Source organism: Polynucleobacter sp. MWH-UH19D, from assembly GCF_040409795.1.
Taxonomy (GTDB): domain Bacteria; phylum Pseudomonadota; class Gammaproteobacteria; order Burkholderiales; family Burkholderiaceae; genus Polynucleobacter.
The window spans coordinates 159,711-181,259 of sequence record NZ_CP099571.1 but is presented as its reverse complement, the minus strand read 5'-3'; the positions used below and the strand labels follow the sequence as shown (position 1 = coordinate 181,259).

At 45.3% G+C, this 21,549-nt stretch carries 19 protein-coding genes; 3 read left to right on the top strand and 16 right to left on the bottom strand.

Translation table 11 applies throughout. From position 1 onward, the window contains the following. Positions 1-12: 12 nt before the first annotated feature. Complete coding sequence (gene coaE, locus NHB34_RS00975) at positions 13-621, top strand: dephospho-CoA kinase (protein WP_353428517.1); 609 nt, start codon at positions 13-15, stop codon at positions 619-621. Between the two features lie 26 nt (positions 622-647). After that, on the top strand, positions 648-1,400 hold the full coding sequence (gene zapD, locus NHB34_RS00970) for a cell division protein ZapD (RefSeq protein WP_353427698.1): 753 nt from the start codon (positions 648-650) through the stop codon (positions 1,398-1,400). Here zapD and NHB34_RS00965 read toward each other — a convergent pair. From NHB34_RS00965 to secA, 6 genes are all read right to left on the bottom strand, one after another. Next, the gene (locus tag NHB34_RS00965; RefSeq protein WP_353427697.1) at positions 1,397-1,813 is read right to left on the bottom strand and encodes an NUDIX domain-containing protein; all 417 of its coding nucleotides are present in this window, start codon (positions 1,811-1,813) and stop codon (positions 1,397-1,399) included. The genes zapD and NHB34_RS00965 overlap by 4 nt on opposite strands. A gap of 10 nt (positions 1,814-1,823) precedes the next feature. Beyond that, positions 1,824-2,681 (bottom strand): ATP-binding protein, encoded by an 858-nt coding sequence (locus NHB34_RS00960; protein ID WP_353427696.1) that lies wholly within the window; start codon positions 2,679-2,681, stop codon positions 1,824-1,826. A gap of 14 nt (positions 2,682-2,695) precedes the next feature. Next, positions 2,696-3,931 (bottom strand): bifunctional glutamate N-acetyltransferase/amino-acid acetyltransferase ArgJ, encoded by a 1,236-nt coding sequence (gene argJ / locus NHB34_RS00955; protein ID WP_353427695.1) that lies wholly within the window; start codon positions 3,929-3,931, stop codon positions 2,696-2,698. Positions 3,932-4,015: 84 nt separating this feature from the next. Continuing rightward, a complete protein-coding gene (locus NHB34_RS00950; protein ID WP_353427694.1) occupies positions 4,016-6,142 on the bottom strand; it encodes a molybdopterin cofactor-binding domain-containing protein in 2,127 nt (708 codons plus the stop codon). A gap of 11 nt (positions 6,143-6,153) precedes the next feature. Continuing rightward, positions 6,154-6,612, bottom strand: coding sequence for a (2Fe-2S)-binding protein (locus NHB34_RS00945; RefSeq protein ID WP_353427693.1), 459 nt, complete (start codon positions 6,610-6,612; stop codon positions 6,154-6,156). A gap of 159 nt (positions 6,613-6,771) precedes the next feature. Next, complete coding sequence (gene secA, locus NHB34_RS00940) at positions 6,772-9,537, bottom strand: preprotein translocase subunit SecA (RefSeq protein WP_353427692.1); 2,766 nt, start codon at positions 9,535-9,537, stop codon at positions 6,772-6,774. Between the two features lie 53 nt (positions 9,538-9,590). On the opposite strand from secA, the gene NHB34_RS00935 reads away from it, so the two are divergent. After that, positions 9,591-10,094: a hypothetical protein gene (locus tag NHB34_RS00935; protein WP_353427691.1), complete on the top strand. Its 504-nt coding sequence runs from the start codon at positions 9,591-9,593 to the stop codon at positions 10,092-10,094. Between the two features lie 9 nt (positions 10,095-10,103). Here NHB34_RS00935 and lpxC read toward each other — a convergent pair whose 3' ends face one another. The 10 genes from lpxC to murD form a co-directional block, all read right to left on the bottom strand. After that, positions 10,104-11,018, bottom strand: coding sequence for a UDP-3-O-acyl-N-acetylglucosamine deacetylase (gene lpxC / locus NHB34_RS00930; protein ID WP_353427690.1), 915 nt, complete (start codon positions 11,016-11,018; stop codon positions 10,104-10,106). A gap of 37 nt (positions 11,019-11,055) precedes the next feature. After that, positions 11,056-11,556: a peroxiredoxin gene (locus tag NHB34_RS00925; protein WP_353427689.1), complete on the bottom strand. Its 501-nt coding sequence runs from the start codon at positions 11,554-11,556 to the stop codon at positions 11,056-11,058. 112 nt (positions 11,557-11,668) lie between these two features. Next, complete coding sequence (gene ftsZ / locus NHB34_RS00920; protein ID WP_353427688.1) at positions 11,669-13,012, bottom strand: cell division protein FtsZ; 1,344 nt, start codon at positions 13,010-13,012, stop codon at positions 11,669-11,671. 50 nt (positions 13,013-13,062) lie between these two features. Then, positions 13,063-14,292 (bottom strand): cell division protein FtsA, encoded by a 1,230-nt coding sequence (gene ftsA / locus NHB34_RS00915; protein ID WP_353427687.1) that lies wholly within the window; start codon positions 14,290-14,292, stop codon positions 13,063-13,065. Between the two features lie 10 nt (positions 14,293-14,302). After that, positions 14,303-15,160: a cell division protein FtsQ/DivIB gene (locus NHB34_RS00910; RefSeq protein ID WP_353427686.1), complete on the bottom strand. Its 858-nt coding sequence runs from the start codon at positions 15,158-15,160 to the stop codon at positions 14,303-14,305. Further along, positions 15,157-16,143 carry a D-alanine--D-alanine ligase gene (locus NHB34_RS00905; RefSeq protein ID WP_353428516.1) on the bottom strand — a complete coding sequence of 329 codons (987 nt, stop codon included), beginning with the start codon at positions 16,141-16,143 and terminating at the stop codon, positions 15,157-15,159. The genes NHB34_RS00910 and NHB34_RS00905 overlap by 4 nt, the downstream gene beginning before the upstream one ends. 13 nt (positions 16,144-16,156) lie before the next feature. Beyond that, positions 16,157-17,593 carry a UDP-N-acetylmuramate--L-alanine ligase gene (murC, locus tag NHB34_RS00900; RefSeq protein ID WP_353427684.1) on the bottom strand — a complete coding sequence of 479 codons (1,437 nt, stop codon included), beginning with the start codon at positions 17,591-17,593 and terminating at the stop codon, positions 16,157-16,159. After that, a complete protein-coding gene (gene murG, locus NHB34_RS00895) occupies positions 17,590-18,663 on the bottom strand; it encodes an undecaprenyldiphospho-muramoylpentapeptide beta-N-acetylglucosaminyltransferase (RefSeq protein ID WP_353427683.1) in 1,074 nt (357 codons plus the stop codon). Before murG ends, murC begins: the two co-directional genes overlap by 4 nt. Next, the gene (ftsW, locus tag NHB34_RS00890; protein ID WP_353427681.1) at positions 18,660-19,931 is read right to left on the bottom strand and encodes a putative lipid II flippase FtsW; all 1,272 of its coding nucleotides are present in this window, start codon (positions 19,929-19,931) and stop codon (positions 18,660-18,662) included. The genes murG and ftsW overlap by 4 nt, the downstream gene beginning before the upstream one ends. Continuing rightward, a complete protein-coding gene (gene murD, locus NHB34_RS00885) occupies positions 19,928-21,547 on the bottom strand; it encodes a UDP-N-acetylmuramoyl-L-alanine--D-glutamate ligase (RefSeq protein ID WP_353427680.1) in 1,620 nt (539 codons plus the stop codon). The genes ftsW and murD overlap by 4 nt, the downstream gene beginning before the upstream one ends. Between the last annotated feature and the right edge of the window lie 2 nt (positions 21,548-21,549).

Genomic DNA, 21,549 nt, shown 5'->3' with positions numbered 1-21,549 from the left:
CTCAAGGGAGTTATTCCCCTAATTGGTCTTACTGGCGGCATTGGATCTGGGAAAACGGCTGTTAGCGATTTACTGGCTAAATTAGGTGCAGGAATTATTGATACCGATATCATCGCCCATCAAATCACCGCACCCAATGGCTCTGCAATTGAACCAATTCGAGAGCATTTTGGGGTAGATTACATTGATGCCAATGGCGCTCTAGATCGAAATAAGATGCGTACCCTGGTATTTTCTAAACCAGAAGCCAAAAAAGCACTAGAGGGCATTACCCATCCGTTAATACGCCAAGAAACGATTGCGCAAGCCTTCCAGATGGCTAAAAATGGCGTTCCCTACATTGTTTTTGTCGTTCCACTTTTGCTTGAATCTGGTAGCTGGCTGCCCCTAATTGACCGTTTGGCTGTGGTTGACTGTCCCGTAGAGACCCAAATTAGCAGGGTAATGCAGCGCAGCAATTTATCTAGGGCTGAAGTTGAAAAAATTCTTCAAACCCAAGCCTCCCGAGAGGGTCGTTTGGCTCAAGCTGATTTCGTTATTGAAAATCAGGGCAGCCTGAGCCAGTTGACCGAGGAAGTAAATCAACTAAACCAAAAAATCCTTCAAATTCAGGGGGGCTGACACAGTTCGTCATAAAATATGGGCTTGTGATTGTCTACGAATACCCCTTCAATGAATTAGTTCGAAGCATGCTTCGACTGGAGTATTTGTTCGCCCGCTTTAATCATTTCACACGGTCAGATGATCCTGAGTTACATCACAATGCCATTGCCATTTTGTTTGATCTTGGTGATATTGGCGCGCGTGGCGATATCAAATCCTTGCTCTTAAAAGAATTTGAGCGACAAAAATTTGCATTAAGCGGATTAAAGTCTTCGCAAAAGGTTGATCAGCAAGCTCTTGCGCAAACTCTAGGCGAGATTGACATGGTTGCCTCCAAGATTAATCAATCAGCTGGCAGACCAAATTCCATGATTTCTGAAAGCGAATGGCTCAATGGTATTCGCACTCGTCTGAATATTCCTGGCGGAACAAGTCCGATTGATTTGCCTAGTTATCACGCCTGGAAAAATAGTCCATCAACTGAGCGACGTAAACTTTTAGAAAGTTACATTGCTCCTTTGCTACCTTGGCAGGATGCCTGTCAATTATTTTTACGCCTACTCCGTCAGTCGGGCGAAGCAAAAGATGTGGTGGCGCATAACGGCTCTTTTCAACAAGCACCTTCTGGAAAAGTCTATCAACTCATGCGCATCGCTGTTGAAGATGATGCACTCTTTTCAGAAATCAGCGCCAATAAATATCTACTCTCAATTCGCTTCATGCAAGCCGATCGAGATAAAAAACCACAGCCTGCTAATAAAGATGTTCCTTTTAAGCTGACACTCTGTCAGTTTTAATTCAACAACTCTCTCAGTCTTTCTAGCATTGGCCAAGCGGCTGGCAGTAAAGGCTCAACTGAGGGCTTCTCAGCACCTAAAGTCTCCCAAGATAAAGCCTGCCCTTCGCAGCCCTTAGGGGTGCCACTCCATCTTCGAATAATGCTGACATGCAAACGTACATATGCATGAGGGTAATCATGCTCAAGAACTGTCAACTCTTCGCTAGATTGAATGTCAATTCCTAGCTCTTCATGAAGCTCTCGCTTTAAGGCCTGAAAAACAGACTCTCCTTTTTCGATTTTCCCTCCTGGCACTTCCCAGTAACCCGCATAAGGCTTTCCCTCAGGTCGCTGACCTAGAAGATAACGACCAGACTCATCAATTAAGATGCCTGCAGCCACTTCAGTGATAGGACGATCTACTGGCTTCAAAAGATTCGCTTTATGCGTGGGAGCCGGCCCAATGTTTTGCGAACTGCCAAGCCACACGACCAGAACGTGAGCCACGCTCTAAGGCCCAGACTAGAGCTTCTGATCGAGCTGCCTCGATTTGTGAAGCGCTCAAACCAAAGTGTGCCAACCAATGCGCGACAATTGCAAGGTATTCATCTTGCTTTGGTGGATAAAAAGAAAGCCATAAACCAAATCGTTCTGACAGAGAAATTTTTTCTTCAACCACTTCACCCGGATGAATTTCGCCATCGTCACTATGAACATACCCTTCGTTATCCTTCATATACTCTGGCAGCAAATGGCGACGATTTGAAGTAGCGTAGATCAGGATATTGTCTACTTGCGCTGACACGGAACCATCCAAAGCGGATTTCATAGCTTTGTAACCTGACTCCCCATCCTCAAATGACAGATCATCACAAAAAATGATGAAACGCTCAGGGCGATCCGCGAGAAGCTCGGTGATATCGGCGAGATCCGCTAAATGCTCTTTCTCTACCTCTACTAAACGTAAGCCTTGACTAGCAAACTCATGCAGACTGGCTTTAATGAGAGAAGACTTTCCGGTACCCCTTGCACCGGTTAGCAAAATATTATTTGCTGGCTTTTTTTGTATGAAATTTTTTGTGTTGTCTCGGATCGCATCACGTTGACGATCAATGTTCTGTAGATCTTCAAACGTAATATCTGCAACATGTTTGACCGGTTGTAGAAAGCCAATGCTGCCAAAGATACTATCGCGACGACGCCATCTAAACGCAGCAGATGATTGCCACTGCTCTTCAGTTAGCGGCTTCGGCAAAAAAGTCTCAAGGTGCTCTAAAAGACGCTCTAGTTTTTCATTCATTTAATCAGTTCCGCTTAGGAGCGATAGTCAGCGTTAATGGACACATAGTCATGCGATAAATCACATGTCCAAATCGTTTGGGATGCATCGCCACGACCCAAATTAATCTTCACTGTAATTTCAGGAGCCTGCATTACTCGCTGACCATCAGCCTCTTGATACTCAGGGTTTCGTCCACCATTCTTAGCAACCCAAACATCACCAAGCCACATCTGGACACGATTGACATCTAGGTCCTGAATGCCAGCATAACCAATCGCAGCCAATATTCGACCTAAGTTTGGATCGCTTGCAAAGAATGCAGTTTTTACCAAAGGTGAATGTGCAACTGCCTTAGCAACTAATCGACACTCTTCTGGAGTTTTACCACCGAGCACTTCGATCGTCATAAATTTTGTTGCGCCTTCACCATCTCGCACAATCATTTGAGCTAATTTTCTAGCAAGACTAATCAAGGCATCACGAACGAGCGCATAACTTGGATCGCTTGCCGACTGAATCTTGACCGATGACTGGCCTGTCGCCATGATGATGAAGGAATCATTCGTAGATGTATCGCCATCAATCGTGATGGCATTAAATGAAAGATCTGCTACTTCGCGTGTGAGCTCCGTCAACAATCCCGGAGCAAAACCTGCATCCGTTGCAATAAAGCCAAGCATGGTTGCCATATTGGGATGAATCATGCCGGCGCCTTTACAGATACCCGTTAGCACTACTGGCCCAGCTGGAGTTTGAATGGTTAAAGAACTTGCTTTTGGCTGCGTATCCGTAGTCATGATGGCTTCAGCAGCATCAAACCAATGATCCTCACCAAGATTAGCAACCGCTCTAGGTAGCGCACTAATAATTTTCTGAATAGGTAATGACTCTAAGATCACGCCTGTTGAAAATGGCAAAATCTGCTCGGGGTTAAGCTTTAATTCTTTGGCTAGAGCTTGGCAAGTTTCCAGTGCATGTTTCATGCCCTGCTCTCCAGTACCTGCATTGGCATTACCCGTATTGACCACCAACGCCCGTATCTCACCTTTGGCACCATCCTCGGCTAAATGCTTACGACAAACTTGAACAGGGGCGGCGCAGAATCGATTTAAGGTAAACACGCCAGCCACTTGAGATCCCGGTGCAAGTGTCATCACAAGCAAATCTTTACGATTAGCCTTCTTAATGCCAGCTTCTGCGATACCCATGGCAAAGCCTTTTACAGGCTTCAAATCAGCTTTTTGAGGGAGAGGTAAATTAACAGTCATAGTCCAACAATTGTAGATGAGGCTCAAAAACAAAGCGCGCCGTATTTGGCGCGCTTTATCTAAGTCTACCGAAAATTACTCGGGTCAGGCTTTTACTGGCAACTCTCGAATGCGTTTGCCTGTAGCAGCTGCAATCGCATTGGCTAGAGCAGGTGCCACTAGTGGAACCCCAACCTCACCCAAGCCCCCTGGTTTTTCTTGGCTAGGGATCAAATGCACCTCAATTGTTGGGACCTCATTTTGGCGAAGACTTGGATAATTATTGAAATTTGACTGCTGAACGCGACCATTCTCAATCGTTATTGCGTTACCCAAAGCTGCACCCAAACCATAAACAACTCCACCCATTAGCTGTGCTCTGGCTTGATCTGGATGAACCACGATTCCGCAATCAGATACAAAAGTAATCTTCTTAACCTTGGTATCCGTTGTTGCAGCATCTAACTCAATCACGCACGCTGAATAAGTCTCATAACACTCCATCTGAGCTACCCCAAATCGCTTACTACCAGCGGTATAACCCGACTTCTTCACAGCAGCCTCAAGAACCGCTTTTGCTCGTGGATGTTTATTAAGCGAAGCCATCCGAAACGCGACTGGGTCTTTCCCTGCAGCTTTTGCAGCCTCATCGACAAAACTCTCAATCGCAAAGGCATTTAATGCATTACTTACGGAGCGCCAATAACCGACTCGTAGACCAGTATCAGTTATGACATTAGTAATCTCCATATTAGGAATGTCATACGTTACATTGTTTGAACCCTCAACCATAAAGGGATCAAAGCCATCCTTTACGAAACCAGGAAATGCGCGTGCGGTCACTGACTGAGAAACCATCTTGGCCTTCATAAACTCCAACTGACCATTAACTCCAAGCACTCCATCAAGCTGATGAATACTCATTGGACGATAGAAGTCATGCGTAATATCGTCTTCTTTTGTCCAGAGCATCTTCACGGGCATGCCTGCTGCCTTTGAGATCTCTGCGGCTTGACGAATAAAGTCGAGCTCTAGCTTCCGACCAAATCCACCGCCCAAGAAAGTAGTTTCAATGGTGACATCTTCTGGCTTAACTCCAGCGGCGGCAGCTGCAACTGCTTGCCCACCCTGCTGAAACTGAATTGGCCCAATAATTCTGCACTTTCCATTAGATACATCTGCAGAGCAGTTCACAGGCTCCATGGTGGAGTGCGCCAAATATGGCAAAAAGTACTGCGCGCTAATCGCTTTTCCACCTGAGGCGGATTTATTAACATCACCAACCGTCTTAATTACCGCACCTTTTTGAGATAGTCCAGCCTCAAGAGACTTGCGAACAGTTGCGTTGCTTAGGCTTGCATTTTGTCCTTCGTCCCAATTGATCTTCAAAGCATCCCTACCCTTACGAGCAGCATAAAAATCTTTTGCCAAAACAGCTACGCCATCAGAAATTTGTACAACCTTAATAACGCCAGCCACCTTTAGGGCTGCAGTTGCATCATAAAATTTTGGAGTGCCTCCAATCACAGGACATTGCGCTAAAGATGCAATCGCCATACCCGGAATCTTGACGTCGATTCCATAAACCGCCTTACCAGCAACTTTTACAGGCGTATCCAAGCGACGCATGGTCTCTTTTCCGATAACCATAAAACTAGCTGGAGATTTCAAAACAGGCTTTTCTGGGAGCGGCAATTTAGCGGCATCTGCGGCCAACTCGCCATATGTTGCCGACTTACCACTCGCGTGGGTCACTTTACCGTTGAAAGCTTTACAGTCAGATGCAGCGACATTCCATCTTTGTGCAGCCGCCTGAATCAAAACAGATCGCGTTGCTGCTCCAGCCGTTCTCAACTTATCAAACGCTTCACGAACAGAAGTGGAGCCGCCCGTAATTTGGCCGCCTAACATTGCGTTGATATAGACTGGGGCAACGCCAGCAATTTCTACCTTTACCATCGAGAGTGGCAGATTTAATTCTTCTGCAAGCAATGCAGGTAATGATGTATAAACGTCCTGCCCCATTTCTGATCGAGCACAAATCAAGGTAATTTGATTACTAGGCGTAATTTGAATCCAAGCATTTGCTAATGCAGGCGCTGCACTAACACCAGCAGTAGCAGCTTCACTAACAATAGGAAGATGCATTCCAACAATGAATGTCCCAGTAACCGCAGCGCTGTGTTGAATAAATTGACGACGGCTTACATTTTTTAATGAATGATTTTTCATGTTTCTACCCCTTAAGCCAATTTATCAGCAGCGCGTTTGACTGCCTTTTCAATACGGGAATAGGTTCCACAGCGACAAATATTGCCAGCTATAGCATTTTTAATGTCATCACTATTGGGCTTTTTATTCTTAGCCAATAAATCTGCCGCAGACATCATTTGCCCTGTTTGGCAATATCCACATTGCGGCACATCAAACTCCGTCCAAGCATCTGCAAGCGCTTTACCAACCTTTGGAGATAAGCCTTCTAAAGTGGTCACTTTTTTGCCAGAAGCTACTGAAACAGGTGTGGAACATGAACGAATGGCCGCTCCATCTAGGTGAACGGTGCAGGCTCCACAAAGCCCAGCACCACAACCATATTTAGGGCTAGTGACATCTAAGTGGTCGCGCAAGACCCAAAGAATTGGGGTTTCTGGATCTCCATCAAAATTTACAGCTTTGCCATTGAGAGTAAACGTTACAGCCATAGCGCCCCCTAGTAATGAATATGCAACAAGCAAGAAATAGATTTAGAACCTACAAATCATGACAGATATCGCCAAGAATCATCACATCAAATAACTAGGGATTTCACCAAGAAAAAAGGCTCAGTATTCTGAGCCTTTCTAAATAAAGAAATAAGCAGCTTAGGCTAAAGCACCGCAGCAATTCTTATATTTTTTACCACTGCCACAAGTGCAGGGATCATTGCGTCCAATTTTAGGGCCCGTACGAACAGGTGCTGGCTGAATATCAATCAAGGCACCGCGATCACCCGTTGAACCGGCGACTTCCATGTCGGCATCGGCATGCTGATATTGCAGATCTTTTAACTTCGCCAAATCCTCATTCATAGACTCGGACGCCTGATCCAATTCGCTTGCACTGCGAATTTGCACCGTCATGATGCTTTTAACAACATCATTCTTGATGACATTCAATAGTTCGCCATAGAGTTCGAATGCCTCGCGACGGTACTCCTGCTTGGGATCCTTTTGGGCATAGCCTCGTAAATGAATTCCCTGGCGCAAATGATCTAGTGCTGCCAAATGCTCACGCCAATGAGTGTCAAGACTATAGAGAAGAACGGAACGCTCAAATCCAGCAAAAGACTCACGACCAGCTAGATCCACTTTTGCATCATAAGCATCTTTAGCGGCTTGCAAAACGCGCTCGACGATTTCTGAATCATCAACGCTTTCAGCACCCTCAACCCATTTCTGCAAATCGACCGTTAATCCCCATTCGTTCGCTAGAACATTTTCAAGCCCTAGCAAATCCCATTGCTCTTCCATTGACTCGACTGGGACATAGTAAGAACAGACAGAGCAGAGAACGTCTTCACGCAAATTGGCAATGAGCTCACCAATATCGGCACTCTCAAGCACTTCATTTCTGAGGCGATAAGTTTCTTTACGCTGATCATTAGCTACATCGTCATACTCTAATAATTGCTTACGTATATCAAAGTTACGACCTTCAACTTTGCGCTGAGCAGACTCAATGGAGCGAGTCACCATACCCGCCTCAATTGGCTCACCATCAGGCATCTTCAAGCGCTCCATCACGGCGCGCAAACGATCGCCCGCAAAAATACGAAGCAATGGATCATCTAATGAAAGATAGAATCGCGAGGAACCTGGATCACCCTGGCGTCCGGAACGACCCCTAAGTTGGTTATCAATACGACGGCTCTCATGGCGCTCTGTACCAATAATATGCAAGCCGCCCGCCGCCAATACTTGATCATGAATGCTTTGCCACTCATCTTGCAATTGCTTGATCTTGGCAGCTTTTTGATCATCTGAGAGTGAATCATCCGCTTCAATCAGAGCAGATTGCTTACCTACGTTACCACCCAACACAATGTCGGTTCCACGACCAGCCATATTGGTAGCAATCGTGATCATTTTCGGACGTCCTGCTTGCGCGATGATCTCTGCTTCACGAGCATGCTGCTTAGCATTTAACACTTGATGAGGTAGCTTGCGCTTATCTAATAAGCTAGCAATTAATTCTGAGTTCTCAATTGAGGTTGTTCCAACCAAGACTGGTTGACCGCGCTGATAGCAATCCTCAATATCTTTGATCACTGCATCATATCGTTCGCGAGAAGACTTATAAATCTGGTCTTGGCGATCTTTGCGCTGACTAATCCGATTTGGTGGAATAACTACTGTTTCAAGGTTATAAATTTCCTTGAACTCATAGGCTTCTGTATCAGCTGTTCCAGTCATGCCAGCTAACTTGCCGTACATCCTGAAGTAATTTTGAAAAGTAATAGTTGCTAGAGTCTGATTCTCATTTTGAATCGGTACACCTTCTTTTGCCTCAACTGCTTGATGTAAACCATCTGACCAACGACGACCTTGCATCAGGCGACCAGTGAACTCATCAACAATAATCACTTCGTTATTTTGAACAACATAGTGTTGATCACGGTTATATAAAGTATGTGCACGCAAAGCTGCATAAACGTGGTGCATCAAAGTAATGTTTTGAGGCGCATACAAAGAATCGCCATCGTTTAAAGCGCCAATCTGAACTAGCACCTGCTCCGCTTTATCGTGACCCTGCTCAGTCAAGTAAACCTGTTGAGACTTTTCATCTACCCAATAATCACCGGGCTTTTCCACACCAGTACCATCCGCTTTTTCTTCGCCAATCTGACGCTCTAAATAGGAAGGCAGTTTATTAATCTTGATATAAAGATCAGTATGATCATCCGCCTGACCAGAAATAATCAATGGGGTACGCGCCTCATCAATCAAGATCGAATCAACTTCGTCTACGATCGCATAAGCCAAGCCCCGTTGAACACGCTGGCTTAGATCTTGCACCATGTTGTCACGTAAATAATCAAAACCAAACTCATTATTTGTGCCGTAAGTAATATCGGCTGCATAGGCTTCTTGCTTTGTCTTGTGATCCATCTGCGATAGATTCACACCAACTTTCATGCCTAAGAAGTTATACAAACTTGACATCCACTCGGCATCACGTTGCGCCAAGTAATCATTCACAGTAACAACATGAACACCCTTACCAGTAAGTGCATTCAAATAAACAGGGAGTGTGGCGGTTAAAGTTTTTCCTTCACCCGTACCCATCTCGGCAATCTTCCCTTGATGAAGAGCAAGACCACCCATGAGCTGAGCATCAAAATGGCGCATCTTCATTACCCGCACGCTAGCTTCCCGCACTACAGCGAAAGCCTCTGGGGCAATATCATCCAATGACTCGCCTGCAGCCAAACGAGATTTAAATTCCGCAGTTTTTGCGGCAAGCGCAGCATCATCCAAAGCCTTGAGGTTGGGCTCAAAAGCCGCTACCTTGGCAACGACTTTGCGATACTGTTTTAATAGGCGGTCGTTACGACTGCCGACCAGGGTTTTAAGAAGACCGATTACCATGGGATATTGAATGAAATGAAGACCTCGAGTTTATCATCCGAACCCCATTTTTTATGAACTTTGCTCGTAAACCGTCCCGTAAGCAGACTGCCCATGAATGGGTGGATTACCTACGTGAATCTAATGGTTTAGGTGGAATTTTGGCCAAAACTGAAGGTATTGCGAAGCTCAAAATTACTCTCAAAGAGGCGCTAACCAAACTGGATCTCGAACATCTAAGCACGAAAATTGAGCCGGGATGGAGTTCAAGCAAAGAAAATACACTTTTTTTACTTGTTAGTAGCGCCAGCATTGGAAATCGCCTACAACAAAATTTACCTAGCCTAATCAATGAGTTATATAAACTTGGTGTTCACTGCGTGACAATTCAAGTCAAGATAAAACCTGCGCCTGCTCGGTGGGAAATTCAGCCCAATGAAAGCAATCAAAATCGTAGACCAGCAAAGGGTTTTAATGAGATTGCCAAAAAATCCTGGGAAGATTTATTACAAAAACTTGCACCAGACTCAGAACTTCGAAAAACCGTGGAAAAATTGCTTCGACATCGACCGAAATAAAAATTGGCCTCAGAAAAAAAGTGGCTGGTTTTCTTGAGAATACGCGGCTGGTGCCTTGTTTTCTGCAAAAGTACTCATTTCATAAGAAGTTGGATCTTCCAAGAGCTTACGTAGCAGTGCGTTATTTAAAGCATGACCTGATTTTTCTGCGACATAAGCACCAACAATAGGGTGCCCAACTAAGTACAAGTCACCAATCGCATCTAAGATTTTATGACGCACAAACTCATCTTCGTAACGAAGCTCTTCATTATTTAAAATACGATGCTCATCTAGCACGATTGCGTTATCTAAACTACCGCCGCGAGCTAATCCCATTTCTCTAAGCGCTTCAACCTCATGCGCGAATCCAAATGTGCGTGCGCGACCAATTTCACTGCGATAAGCATGCTCTGCAAAATCAACAACAAAACGTTGTCCAGTTTTATCCACCGCAGGATGCTTGAAATCAATCGTGAAATCCAACTTAAAACCAAAGAATGGCTCTAAGCGGGCAAGTTTATCGCCATCTCGAACTTCAACCGGCTTCTTAATCACAACAAATTGTCGCGGAGCATCTTGCTCTTCAATTCCAGCAGACTCAATCAAGAATAAGAAAGAAGCAGCGCTACCATCCATGATGGGAACTTCTTCACCATCAAGTTCAATAAATAGATTGTCTAAACCTAAACCCGCACAAGCAGAAAGCAAGTGCTCAACAGTCGATACACGAACACCGTCTTTTTGAATAACTGACGCCAAACGCGTATCGCAAACAGCCGTTGCGGTCGCGGGCACAACAGACTGCTGCTCAGTATCGACTCGAACAAATTGAACCCCTGAATTTATTGGTGCGGGTTTAATCACAATCGTCACCTTGCGACCAGAGTGCAAACCTATTCCCACAGTTTTCACTGGGGACGCTATAGTTCTTTGCTTCATCATGATCGCTTCTCTAAATTCAAGGGGTGTTTATTAAAATTTACAGCTTCTTCAATATTGAAACTGCATCACTTACTTCAAATTTACCAGGGGCTTCGCGATCTAAAGATTTCACCACGCCATCTTCAACAATCATGGCATAACGATCTGATCGAACACCCAAACCACGAGCTGTTAAATCTAACTCGAGGCCTAATTTTTTGGTGAACTCGCCACTACCATCACCTAGCATACGAACTTTTTTGCCTACCTTTTGATCACGCCCCCAGGCACCCATTACAAATGGGTCATTCACAGAAACACACCAAATTTCATCTACACCTTTTGCTTTAATAGCATCGCAATTCTCGACATATCCAGGAACGTGCTTGGCAGAACAAGTTGGTGTAAATGCGCCAGGCAATCCAAAAATTACAATCTTTTTGCCAGCAGCAATTTTTTCTACTTCAAATGCATTTGGCCCCAATGCACAACCTTCAGCCTCTTCATTAAAAAACTCATAAAGAGTGGCATTTGGTAATTTTTGTCCAACAGCAATCATGGCGTCTCCAATAGGTAATTGTTAGTCAGCATGCCAACGCAAGCGCAGGATTCGTCGTCCGGAGGGGCGCTGCGCTGACATTTCACAATTACCTATTGTATTGAGCAGTTAATTAATCTGCTTGCTTACGCAAAAACGCAGGGATTTCATAGTAATCAGCCCCTTTGTCCAATAAGGTCTTCGCTTGTGGAGAACTATCTGCGCCCAATGTTGGCGCAGGAGTTGCTTCACGAGAACTCCGAAAAACTCGTGGCAAATCATATTGACTGTAATCAACTGCGGTACTCGTTACAGGCTGTGCTGACATTGCCGGCGCACCCGCAGAACCAGTCATCGCAATTCCTGCGCTAGTACTTAATGCAGAATCAAGACTTACTTTACTGATTGCAGCTGAGGCACTAGCAGGGGCAAAACTGTTCAAGTCTGCCATTGTTGGAATTGCATCATGAGTACCTGTTGCCTGTCTCCAAACAACCTCTGGTTGGTTGCTTTGACGTGCTTGGGGATTGTTCAAGCCAGTGGCAACTACCGTTACACGTAATGCATCACCCAGGCTATCGTCATATACCGTACCGAAAATTACCGTTGCATCATCAGCGGCATAACCACGAATCGCAGCCATCACTTCCCGAGTTTCAGACAACTTCAATGAACGGCTAGCAGTAATATTTACTAATACGCCACGCGCACCAGATAAATCTACGCCTTCTAGCAATGGTGAAGCAACGGCAGCCTCCGCAGCCAAGCGTGCGCGATCCATACCAGAGACTGTCGCTGTTCCCATCATGGCTTTGCCTTGCTCACCCATCACAGTCTTAACGTCTTCAAAGTCTACGTTAATCAAGCCTTGAACATTGATGATCTCTGCAATACCAGATACCGCGTTATGTAAAACATCATCCGCACAGGCAAATGCTTTATCAAATTCAGCATCTTCACCCATCACTTCAAATAGTTTTTCATTGAGCACAACAATCAACGAATCCACATAAGATTCAAGCTCAGCGGCGCCATTTTCAGCAACCTTTAAGCGCTTCACACCCTCAAAATCAAATGGCTTACTAATAACGCCAACTGTCAAAATACCCATTTCCTTTGCTACTTGAGCAACGATTGGGGCAGCGCCAGTACCTGTTCCACCGCCCATACCGGCAGTAATAAATACCATGTGTGCGCCTTGCAATACATCTGCAATTCGAGCGCGAGCTTCTTCAGCAGAAGCAGCACCAATTTCTGGTTTTGCGCCAGCACCTAATCCGCTAGAGCCCAGTTGCAAATTCACAGATGCCTCAGAACGCTGTAACGCGCCAGCATCGGTGTTCATGCAAATGAACTCTACGCCATTTACTCCACGACGGATCATGTGTTGGACTGCATTGCCGCCAGCCCCGCCAACACCAACCACTTTAATAATGGTTTTGCCAGCAACTTCTTGATCTAACATTTCAAATTCCATATACCCTCCTAGGTAAAAAACGTACTACATTGACGACGACGAAAAACAACTTAAAAATTTCCTGCAAACCATTCCTTCATGCGCGTAATGACTCCTTGCAATGCGCCTGATTGAGATACACGACGACCACGCAATACTTGAGCCTGACCTTCCATTAACAAGCCAATGCTGGTTGCAAAACGTGGACTGCGTAAGACCTCATGTAAATGGCCACGATATTCAGGAGTACCAATACGAGCAGGCCTTAAAAACACCTGCTCAGCCAACTCAACCATGCCTGGCATTAGCGCAGTGCCACCCGTTAAAACAATTCCTGAAGAAACCATGTCCTCATATCCAGAGTCACGTACCACACCCCTCACTAAAGTGAACAGCTCTTCAACACGTGGCTCAATCACTGCAGCTAGAGCTTGCTTAGACATAGGACGTGGCTCACGATCTCCCACACCAGGAACATCAATCATTGCCGCTGGATCAGCCATCTCTTGACGAGCAATGCCATGTGCGATTTTTAAATCTTCAGCATCAATTGTTGGAGTGCGCAATGCCATTGCAATGTCATTCGTAATTTGATCGCCAGCAATTGGAATCACTGCTGTATGACGAATTGACCCTTGACAGTAGATGGCGATATCGGTTGTCCCGCCGCCTATATCCACTAATACAACGCCAAGCTCTTTTTCATCCTCAGTCAACACTGCCAAGCTTGATGCCAAGGGTTGCAAAATAAGATCGTTAACTTCCAGTCCACAACGGCGTACACATTTAACGATATTCTGAGCAGCACTCACTGCACCGGTAACAATATGTACCTTCACCTCAAGCCGTAAACCACTCATACCAATCGGCTCACGCACATCCTCTTGACCATCGATGATGAATTCTTGAACAAGAATATGCAGAATTTGTTGATCAGTTGGAATATTGATAGCCTTGGCAGTTTCAAGTACGCGCTCTACGTCACCTGCACTTACCTCTTTATCTCGAATAGCGACCATGCCACTCGAGTTAAAGCTAACAATGTGATTACCAGCAATCCCAGTAAAGACTTGCACGATCTGGCGATCTGCCATGATCTCTGCCTCTTCCAGCGCTTTCTGAATAGACTGCACAGTTGCCTCGATATTGACAACAACACCCTTCTTCAAACCTTTAGAGGCTGTTTGACCAACACCGACAACATTAAATTGACCATCAGGCGCTAATTCAGCAACCAAGGCGACCACCTTGGAGGTTCCAATATCCAAACCAACCAATAAATCGCGATTGTCTTTACTCATTCCCATATCCTCATTGCTTCAGCTCACTTTTTTTGCCGTCAAGATCACTCTTCTTCAAACTTGCAGAAGCAAGATGAACTGCAAAACCATTTGCATAACGTAAATCAACAACATCAACTCGGTTTGCCCATCTTTCCTGAACCTGCGGCCAATACTTGAGTAACCGAGACACACGCTCCTCTGTTAAATTTTTATCGGAGCTTTCTTCATCACGACCAAATTCGACTTTCATGCCATTTGAAAGCTTGATATGCCAGGCATAACGCTCAGTTAATGCCAAACTCACTACTTCAGTACCCCAGGGCTTAAACCAGTTGTTTGCTCTCTCATATAAGCTCGTTACTTCCTTACCTGCATCTTCTGGCCCATGGAAATCAATTAGCTTTGCCCCATCAGGAACTTCAGAAACTCGACCAGCAAATAACTCGCCATATTTATTAATTAAGGTGTTGCTATCAACGCCGTCCCAGGTGCCAAAAGCTTGCTGCTCTTCAATACTGACAATCAAGCCATTGGGCCAAACACGACGAACATTGGCATGGCGAACCCAAGGCATACTTTCAAAACCGCGCTTCACATCTTCCAAGCGCACGCTAAAAAAATTACCTTGAACAGTTTCAGCAATCTGACGCTTCACCATTGATTTATTAATATGTTTCAAGGATTGACCAACTACTGGCTCAATCTGAATTTGCTTTAAGGTAAACACGGGTCGTTGCCCCAGCCAAACTAATAAACCAAGCACCAACATCACTGCAAAACACTGCATCAAGAAACGGCTGAGTTTTTGCATCCGCTCGGGATAATTCCAAAGCGGAGACATCAACATGGCGAAGATTTCGCCAAACCGGTCCATGAAATTGCTCATCTAGCAACGCCCTCTTTGTGTTGCACTGTCTGAAGCAATAGCCAAAGCACTAGATCTGCATACTCAACGCCTGCTGCTTTTGCGGCCATAGGGACTAGCGAATGAGAAGTCATGCCAGGTGATGTATTCATTTCAAGTAAATAGGGTTTGCCAGTTTTGTGATCTAACATCACATCGGCTCGACCCCAGGTGCGGCAACCCAATGCTTTATATGCAGCGAGAGCTAACTCTTGAACCTTCTCGTTCACCTCTGCCGCCAGCCCTGTAGGGCACAAGTACTTCGTTTCATCTGAAAAATACTTGTTATGAAAATCGTAATTTGCCTGTGGTGGAATAATTTTGATGACTGGCAAAGCCTCTGCGTTATCCCCTTGACCTACTAATGGGCAAGTCAATTCATCGCCCACAATGCAGGTCTCAGCAATTACCTTGGTGTCCAAACTTGCAGCTAACTCATAGGCTGAAGGAAGCTCTTCTGCAGACTTCACCTTAGTAAGACCCAAAGAAGAACCCTCATGGGCAGGCTTAACAATCAAAGGCAAACCAAGATGTTTGACAACCGCACTCCAATTACTGGTAGCCGTCAGTTCTTCAAACTCTGGTGTTGATAGGCCGTTACTGATCCAAATCTGCTTAGTAGCTATCTTGTCAATCGCTAAAGCCGACGCCAACACGCCGCTACCGGTATACGGCAACTCAAGTAGCTCTAATAAGCCTTGGATCGTGCCGTCCTCACCATAGCGACCATGCAAAGATATGAACACTCGATCAAAATTTTCCGCTGCTAATTCTGTAGGGTTTCGTAAGCCAGTATCGAATGCATGAGCATCAACACCCTTAGTAGTCAAAGCCTCTAATACACCGTTACCTGACATGAGTGAAATTTCTCGCTCACCCGAACGGCCACCGAGCAAAACGCCAACTCGTCCAAGAGACTTGACATTAAGGTTTGCAATTTGCGCCTTTACGCGATCGCCCCACATACCAAGATTGCTCTTAGACATGCTTTACCTCCACCAGTGTATGTGGCAAAGCAGATATAGAACCGGCTCCCATCGTAATTAATACATCTCCATCTTTTAATATCTGACTGAGTTTTTCAGGCATTTCAGCGACATTGGCTGCAAATACAACGGCACCAGAGTTCAAAAGAGATTGAGTAGATTTATCGTCAGCCATTGCGGCTTTCAGCAAACTCTTACCATCTGCCCCTGGAATTTTTGCTTCACCAGCTGGATAAACTTCAGTCAATACCAAGGCATCAAAATTTTTAAGCACTTGAACAAATTCGCCAAAACAATCACGGGTTCGAGTAAAGCGATGCGGCTGAAACGCCAACACCAATCGACGATTGGGGTAGGCGCCACGGGCTGCGGCCAAGGTTGCAGCCATCTCTACTGGATGATGGCCGTAATCATCAATTAATGTGAAGCTTCCGCCAGATGCCAAGGAAACATCGCCGTATCTTTGGAATCGTCGACCAACCCCTCCAAATTGAGAAAGTGCTTTTGTAATGGCTTCGTCACTAACGCCCAACTCTGTTGCAATACCAATAGCCGCCAGAGCATTACGCACATTGTGTAAACCAGGAAGGTTTAAGGTGACATTAAGTGGACCAGGTTTATTACCGTGACGACGAACTGTGCGACGCTCAACCGTGAAGTGCATACGAGTTCCATCAGCACGAACATCGCTTGCACGAATATCCGCATCATCCGATAAGCCATATCGCAATACTGGTTGCGACACAAAAGGAATAATGTCGCGCACATTTGCATCATCAATACACAATACTGCTACACCATAAAATGGCATCCGCTGTATGAACTGGACAAATGCTTGCTTTAGTCTAGCCATATCATGCTGATAAGTGTCCATGTGGTCAGCATCAATATTGGTTACCACTTCCATTGCAGGGAATAGCTGCAAGAACGATGCATCTGACTCATCAGCTTCAACTACGATAAAGTCGCCTTGACCTAAACGTGCGTTCGCCCCAGCAGAATTAAGCTTCCCACCAATCACAAATGTCGGGTCTAAACCACCTTCTGCTAATACAGAAGCCACCAAGCTGGTAGTAGTAGTTTTTCCATGGGTGCCAGCAATTGCAATACCCTGTTTTAGCCGCATTAATTCACCCAACATCACTGCCCGCTGAATGATTGGAATCTTTGCCGCCCGCGCAGCTAAAACTTCAGGATTATTGCCAGCAACTGCTGTCGAAATTACAACCGCTTCTGCAGTCCCTACATTTTTTCGATCATGGCCAATCTGAATGACTGCACCCAACTCTCGCAATCGTTTTGTTGTTGCACTTTCCGTTAAGTCAGATCCAGAAACTTGATATCCAAGATTCAGCAATACCTCAGCGATGCCGCTCATGCCTGCACCGCCAATACCAATAAAGTGAATTTGCTGAACAATATGTTTCATATTCCAACCCCCGCACAATCAGCGCAGACTTCAGCAACACGCTGAGTAGCATGCGGCTTCGCCAAAGCATGAGCTCTCACTGCCATCCCCTTCAAATCCTCACGATGAATGTTTTGAATCATTTCAGCTAGATCCTGAGGGTTTAATTGTTTTTGCGGCAATAGAACAGCAGCTTTTGCATCCGATAGAAAGCGAGCGTTTGCTGTTTGATGATCATCAATCGCATAAGGAAACGGAATGAGACATGAAGCCACGCCACATGCTGCCAGCTCAGAAACTGTCATGGCGCCAGAGCGACAAATGACCAAATCAGCTTGTGCATATGCACTTGGCATGTCATCGATAAAAGGACGAATATCTGCTTCAACTCCACATTCGGCATATCGAGCTTGTAATTCAGCCAAATGCTTGTCACCCGCTTGGTGGATGACTTTGGGGCGAGCGTCTTTTGCAATTAAAGCTAAAGCAGCGGGAATATTTTCGTTTAATGCAGCAGCGCCTAAGCTGCCACCAACGACAAGAATCGAGAGCGGTCCTTGACGTTGGCTGTACCGTAAAGCGGGCTCAGGCATATGGTCAAATTCTTGCCGTATTGGATTACCCACCCACTCAGCCTTATCCATCGTATTGGGAAAGCCAGTTAAAGTACGCATGGCAATTTTGGACAAGGCAAGATTTGCACTACCGGCAACAGAATTTGATTCATGCAGTATCAATGGGCGCTTTAAGAATTTACTTACCAAACCACCTGGAAAGGTAATGTATCCACCCATACCTAAGACAACGCTGGGTTTTAGCCGACGCATAATTTTCCAGCTCTGAAAACAAGCACGGGCTAAGTTCATTGGAAGCATTAGCTTGGCTTTTAGACCTTTGCCACGCAAACCACCAAACTCAACTGCCTCAAAAGGAAAATTGCATGACTGAACCAAACGATATTCCATGCCATTTTGATTGCCCAGCCATGAAACATTCCAACCACAAATACGTAAATACTCGGCAACCGCCAATCCCGGAAAAATATGTCCACCAGTGCCGCCAGCCATCACCAATATTGAGGGTCTTGTCATAACTTCCCTCCGCGCATCAGAATGCGATTTTCATAATCAATGCGCAATAGCATTGCTATCGCTACTGCGTTCATCAAAATTCCTGAACCGCCATAACTGACCAGTGGCAAGGTCAAGCCCTTTGTTGGCAATAAACCTAAATTCACACCCATATTGATAAAAGCTTGCCAACCAATCCAAATGGCAACGCCTTTTGCTGCTAAGCCAGCAAAACTACGATCTAGTTGCAAAGCAGTGCGGCCAATCATGAAAGCGCGTCGCACAATCCAATAGAACAAGAAGATCATGACTACGACACCGACAAAACCTAACTCTTCACCAATCACTGCCATGATGAAATCGGTATGTGCTTCAGGAAGGTAATGCAGTTTTTCTACGCTACCGCCTAAACCTGTACCAAACCATTCACCTCGACCAAAAGCCATTAATGAGTGTGTGAGCTGATAACCCTTATTAGCAGCGTTATCGACTTGCCATGGATCCATAAATGCCAACATCCGCTCACGTCTAAATGGTGAGAGAGCGATCATCGCAGCACCACTGAGAAGACCAACTAAAAGCAAGCCACCAAATAACTTGGCATTAATTCCACCCAGAAACAAAATGCCAAATGCGATTATTGCCACAACTACAAATGCACCCATATCTGGCTCTTTCATCAAGAGACCTCCCACAAGTGCAACTGCGATACCCATAGGCAACATCCCTTTTGAAAAAGAATGTAAATACTCTTGGCGTTGCACTGTATAGCTTGCGGCAAAAATAACTGCAGCAAATTTCATCAACTCAGAAGGCTGAAAATTCATAATACCCAAGGGAATCCAACGTCTGGCACCATTGACGCCCTTGCCTACGCCTGGAATTAATACCAAGACCAGTAGTACCACTGTGAAACCAAAAATTACAGGAGAATAACGATCCCAAACCTTACTTGGAATCTTAAATACCCACACACCAACTCCCGTAGCAATTGCCAAGGAAATTAAATGACGAATCAAAAAGTAATTGCTACTGTAGTTCGCATACTTCGGTCCATCTGCCAGCGTTATTGAAGCTGAATAAACCATTACCAAGCCTATTAACATGAGCGATAAAACCGCCCAAACTAATAACTGGTCATATTCCATCATTCGTGAACGGGTTTGCTCAACCCCAGAAACTGCATCACGCAAACCCGTACGAAAGTTGTCTATGCCGTCTCTAGAAAAATTCCAAAAACGATCCAAGCCAAGACGATTTTGAGAGAGCATCTTCCCTTTTAAGTTCATGCTTGCGCCCCCTCGAAACGCATTCCCAGCTCTGCAACTTCTGATGCAAAAACCTCAGCACGCTCTACATAATCTTTAAACTGATCGAAGCTGGCACATGCCGGTGAAAGCAGTACCAAATCACCTGAAACTGCCTGAGCAGCTGCGGCACTCACGGCAGCAGACAAATTGCCACTTATTACGCAGGAAATGTCATTACCAATTGCCTGAGCAATTTTTTCGCCATCTTTACCAATCAGAAATACGCCTTTTACAAATCGCAAGGCAGGCTCACGTAAAGGACTAAAGTCTTGCCCCTTACCGTCGCCACCGGCGATCAGCCAAATTCGCTTACCAGACTCATTACTACCTAAGCCATTAAGGGCAGCAACGGTTGCGCCAACGTTTGTACCCTTACTGTCATCAACATACTCAACATCATTTACGACAGCAATACTTTGAACGCGATGAGGTTCTCCATGGTAATCACGTAAACCATGCAACAGAACATTCATTGGTAAATTAGCTGCTCGCGCTAAAGCAAGTGCAGCCAGGGCATTTAAAGCATTATGGCGTCCGCGAATACGCAATGCATCTGCTGGGATTAGACGCTTCAAACGCAATGGCTCATCTTCTACAGCCACAGACTTTCGACGGCGTTTTGGTTGAGGCTCAACATCCTCATCTATCTCGGCCCATACAAGCCAATCAATTCCACCAGCACGCAAATCATGCTCAATACCAAAAGCGCCCTGCTCATCCGGCCTATTTAAACCAAAAGTAACAATAGTTCTTTCAGATTTTTGCTCATCAGAAAGCAAATCCATGACCAATGAATCATCTCGATTCAAAATACAAACAGTATTAGCGCCAAATATCTTAGCTTTAGCTTGCGCATATGAAGACATATCTCCATGCCAATCTAAATGGTCTTGGGTAATGTTCAAGACAGTAGCCGCTGTCGCATTTAGCGAATCGGTATACACCAGTTGAAAACTAGAAAGCTCTAGTACCCAAATATCAGGCATATCTTCAATTTGATCAGCGGCGTCTAAACATTCCATTAACTTATCAAGCGCTGCTGGACTGATATTTCCTGCAACAGCCACTTTCTTTCCAGCCCGCTCACAAAGCTGGCCTGTTAATGCAGTTGTCGTTGTTTTGCCATTAGTGCCAGTTATAGCGAGCACCGATGTTGTGTAATCACATTGTTGCTCATGTGCCAGACGCTCTATGGAGGCAATTGCACGAGCAAAAAATTCGATCTCACTCCAAACATCAATCTTTGCTTTACGAGCTTTTACTAAAAATGATTCTGTTGGATCCTGTAATGGAGATAAGCCTGGGCTAATACCGATGACATCAATGTCACTCAGCAAATCATCGCTTAGAGGGCCAAAGCTAGCGGCTTTCAGGCCTGCAAGCTCAAGCTCAGCAAGCCAAGCCAATTGACGCTCACCAAGCGTTGAGCGGTCACGCGTATCCGCAAGTCGTACCAGCGCCCCATTTCGCAAACACCATTTCGCCATTGCCACACCAGACTCGCCTAGACCTAAAATCAAGAAGCGATGCGGAGCCTCGTAACCAACGTCTGAGACGGTGGTGGGATTTGCGAAGACATTAACTAAATTAAACATAT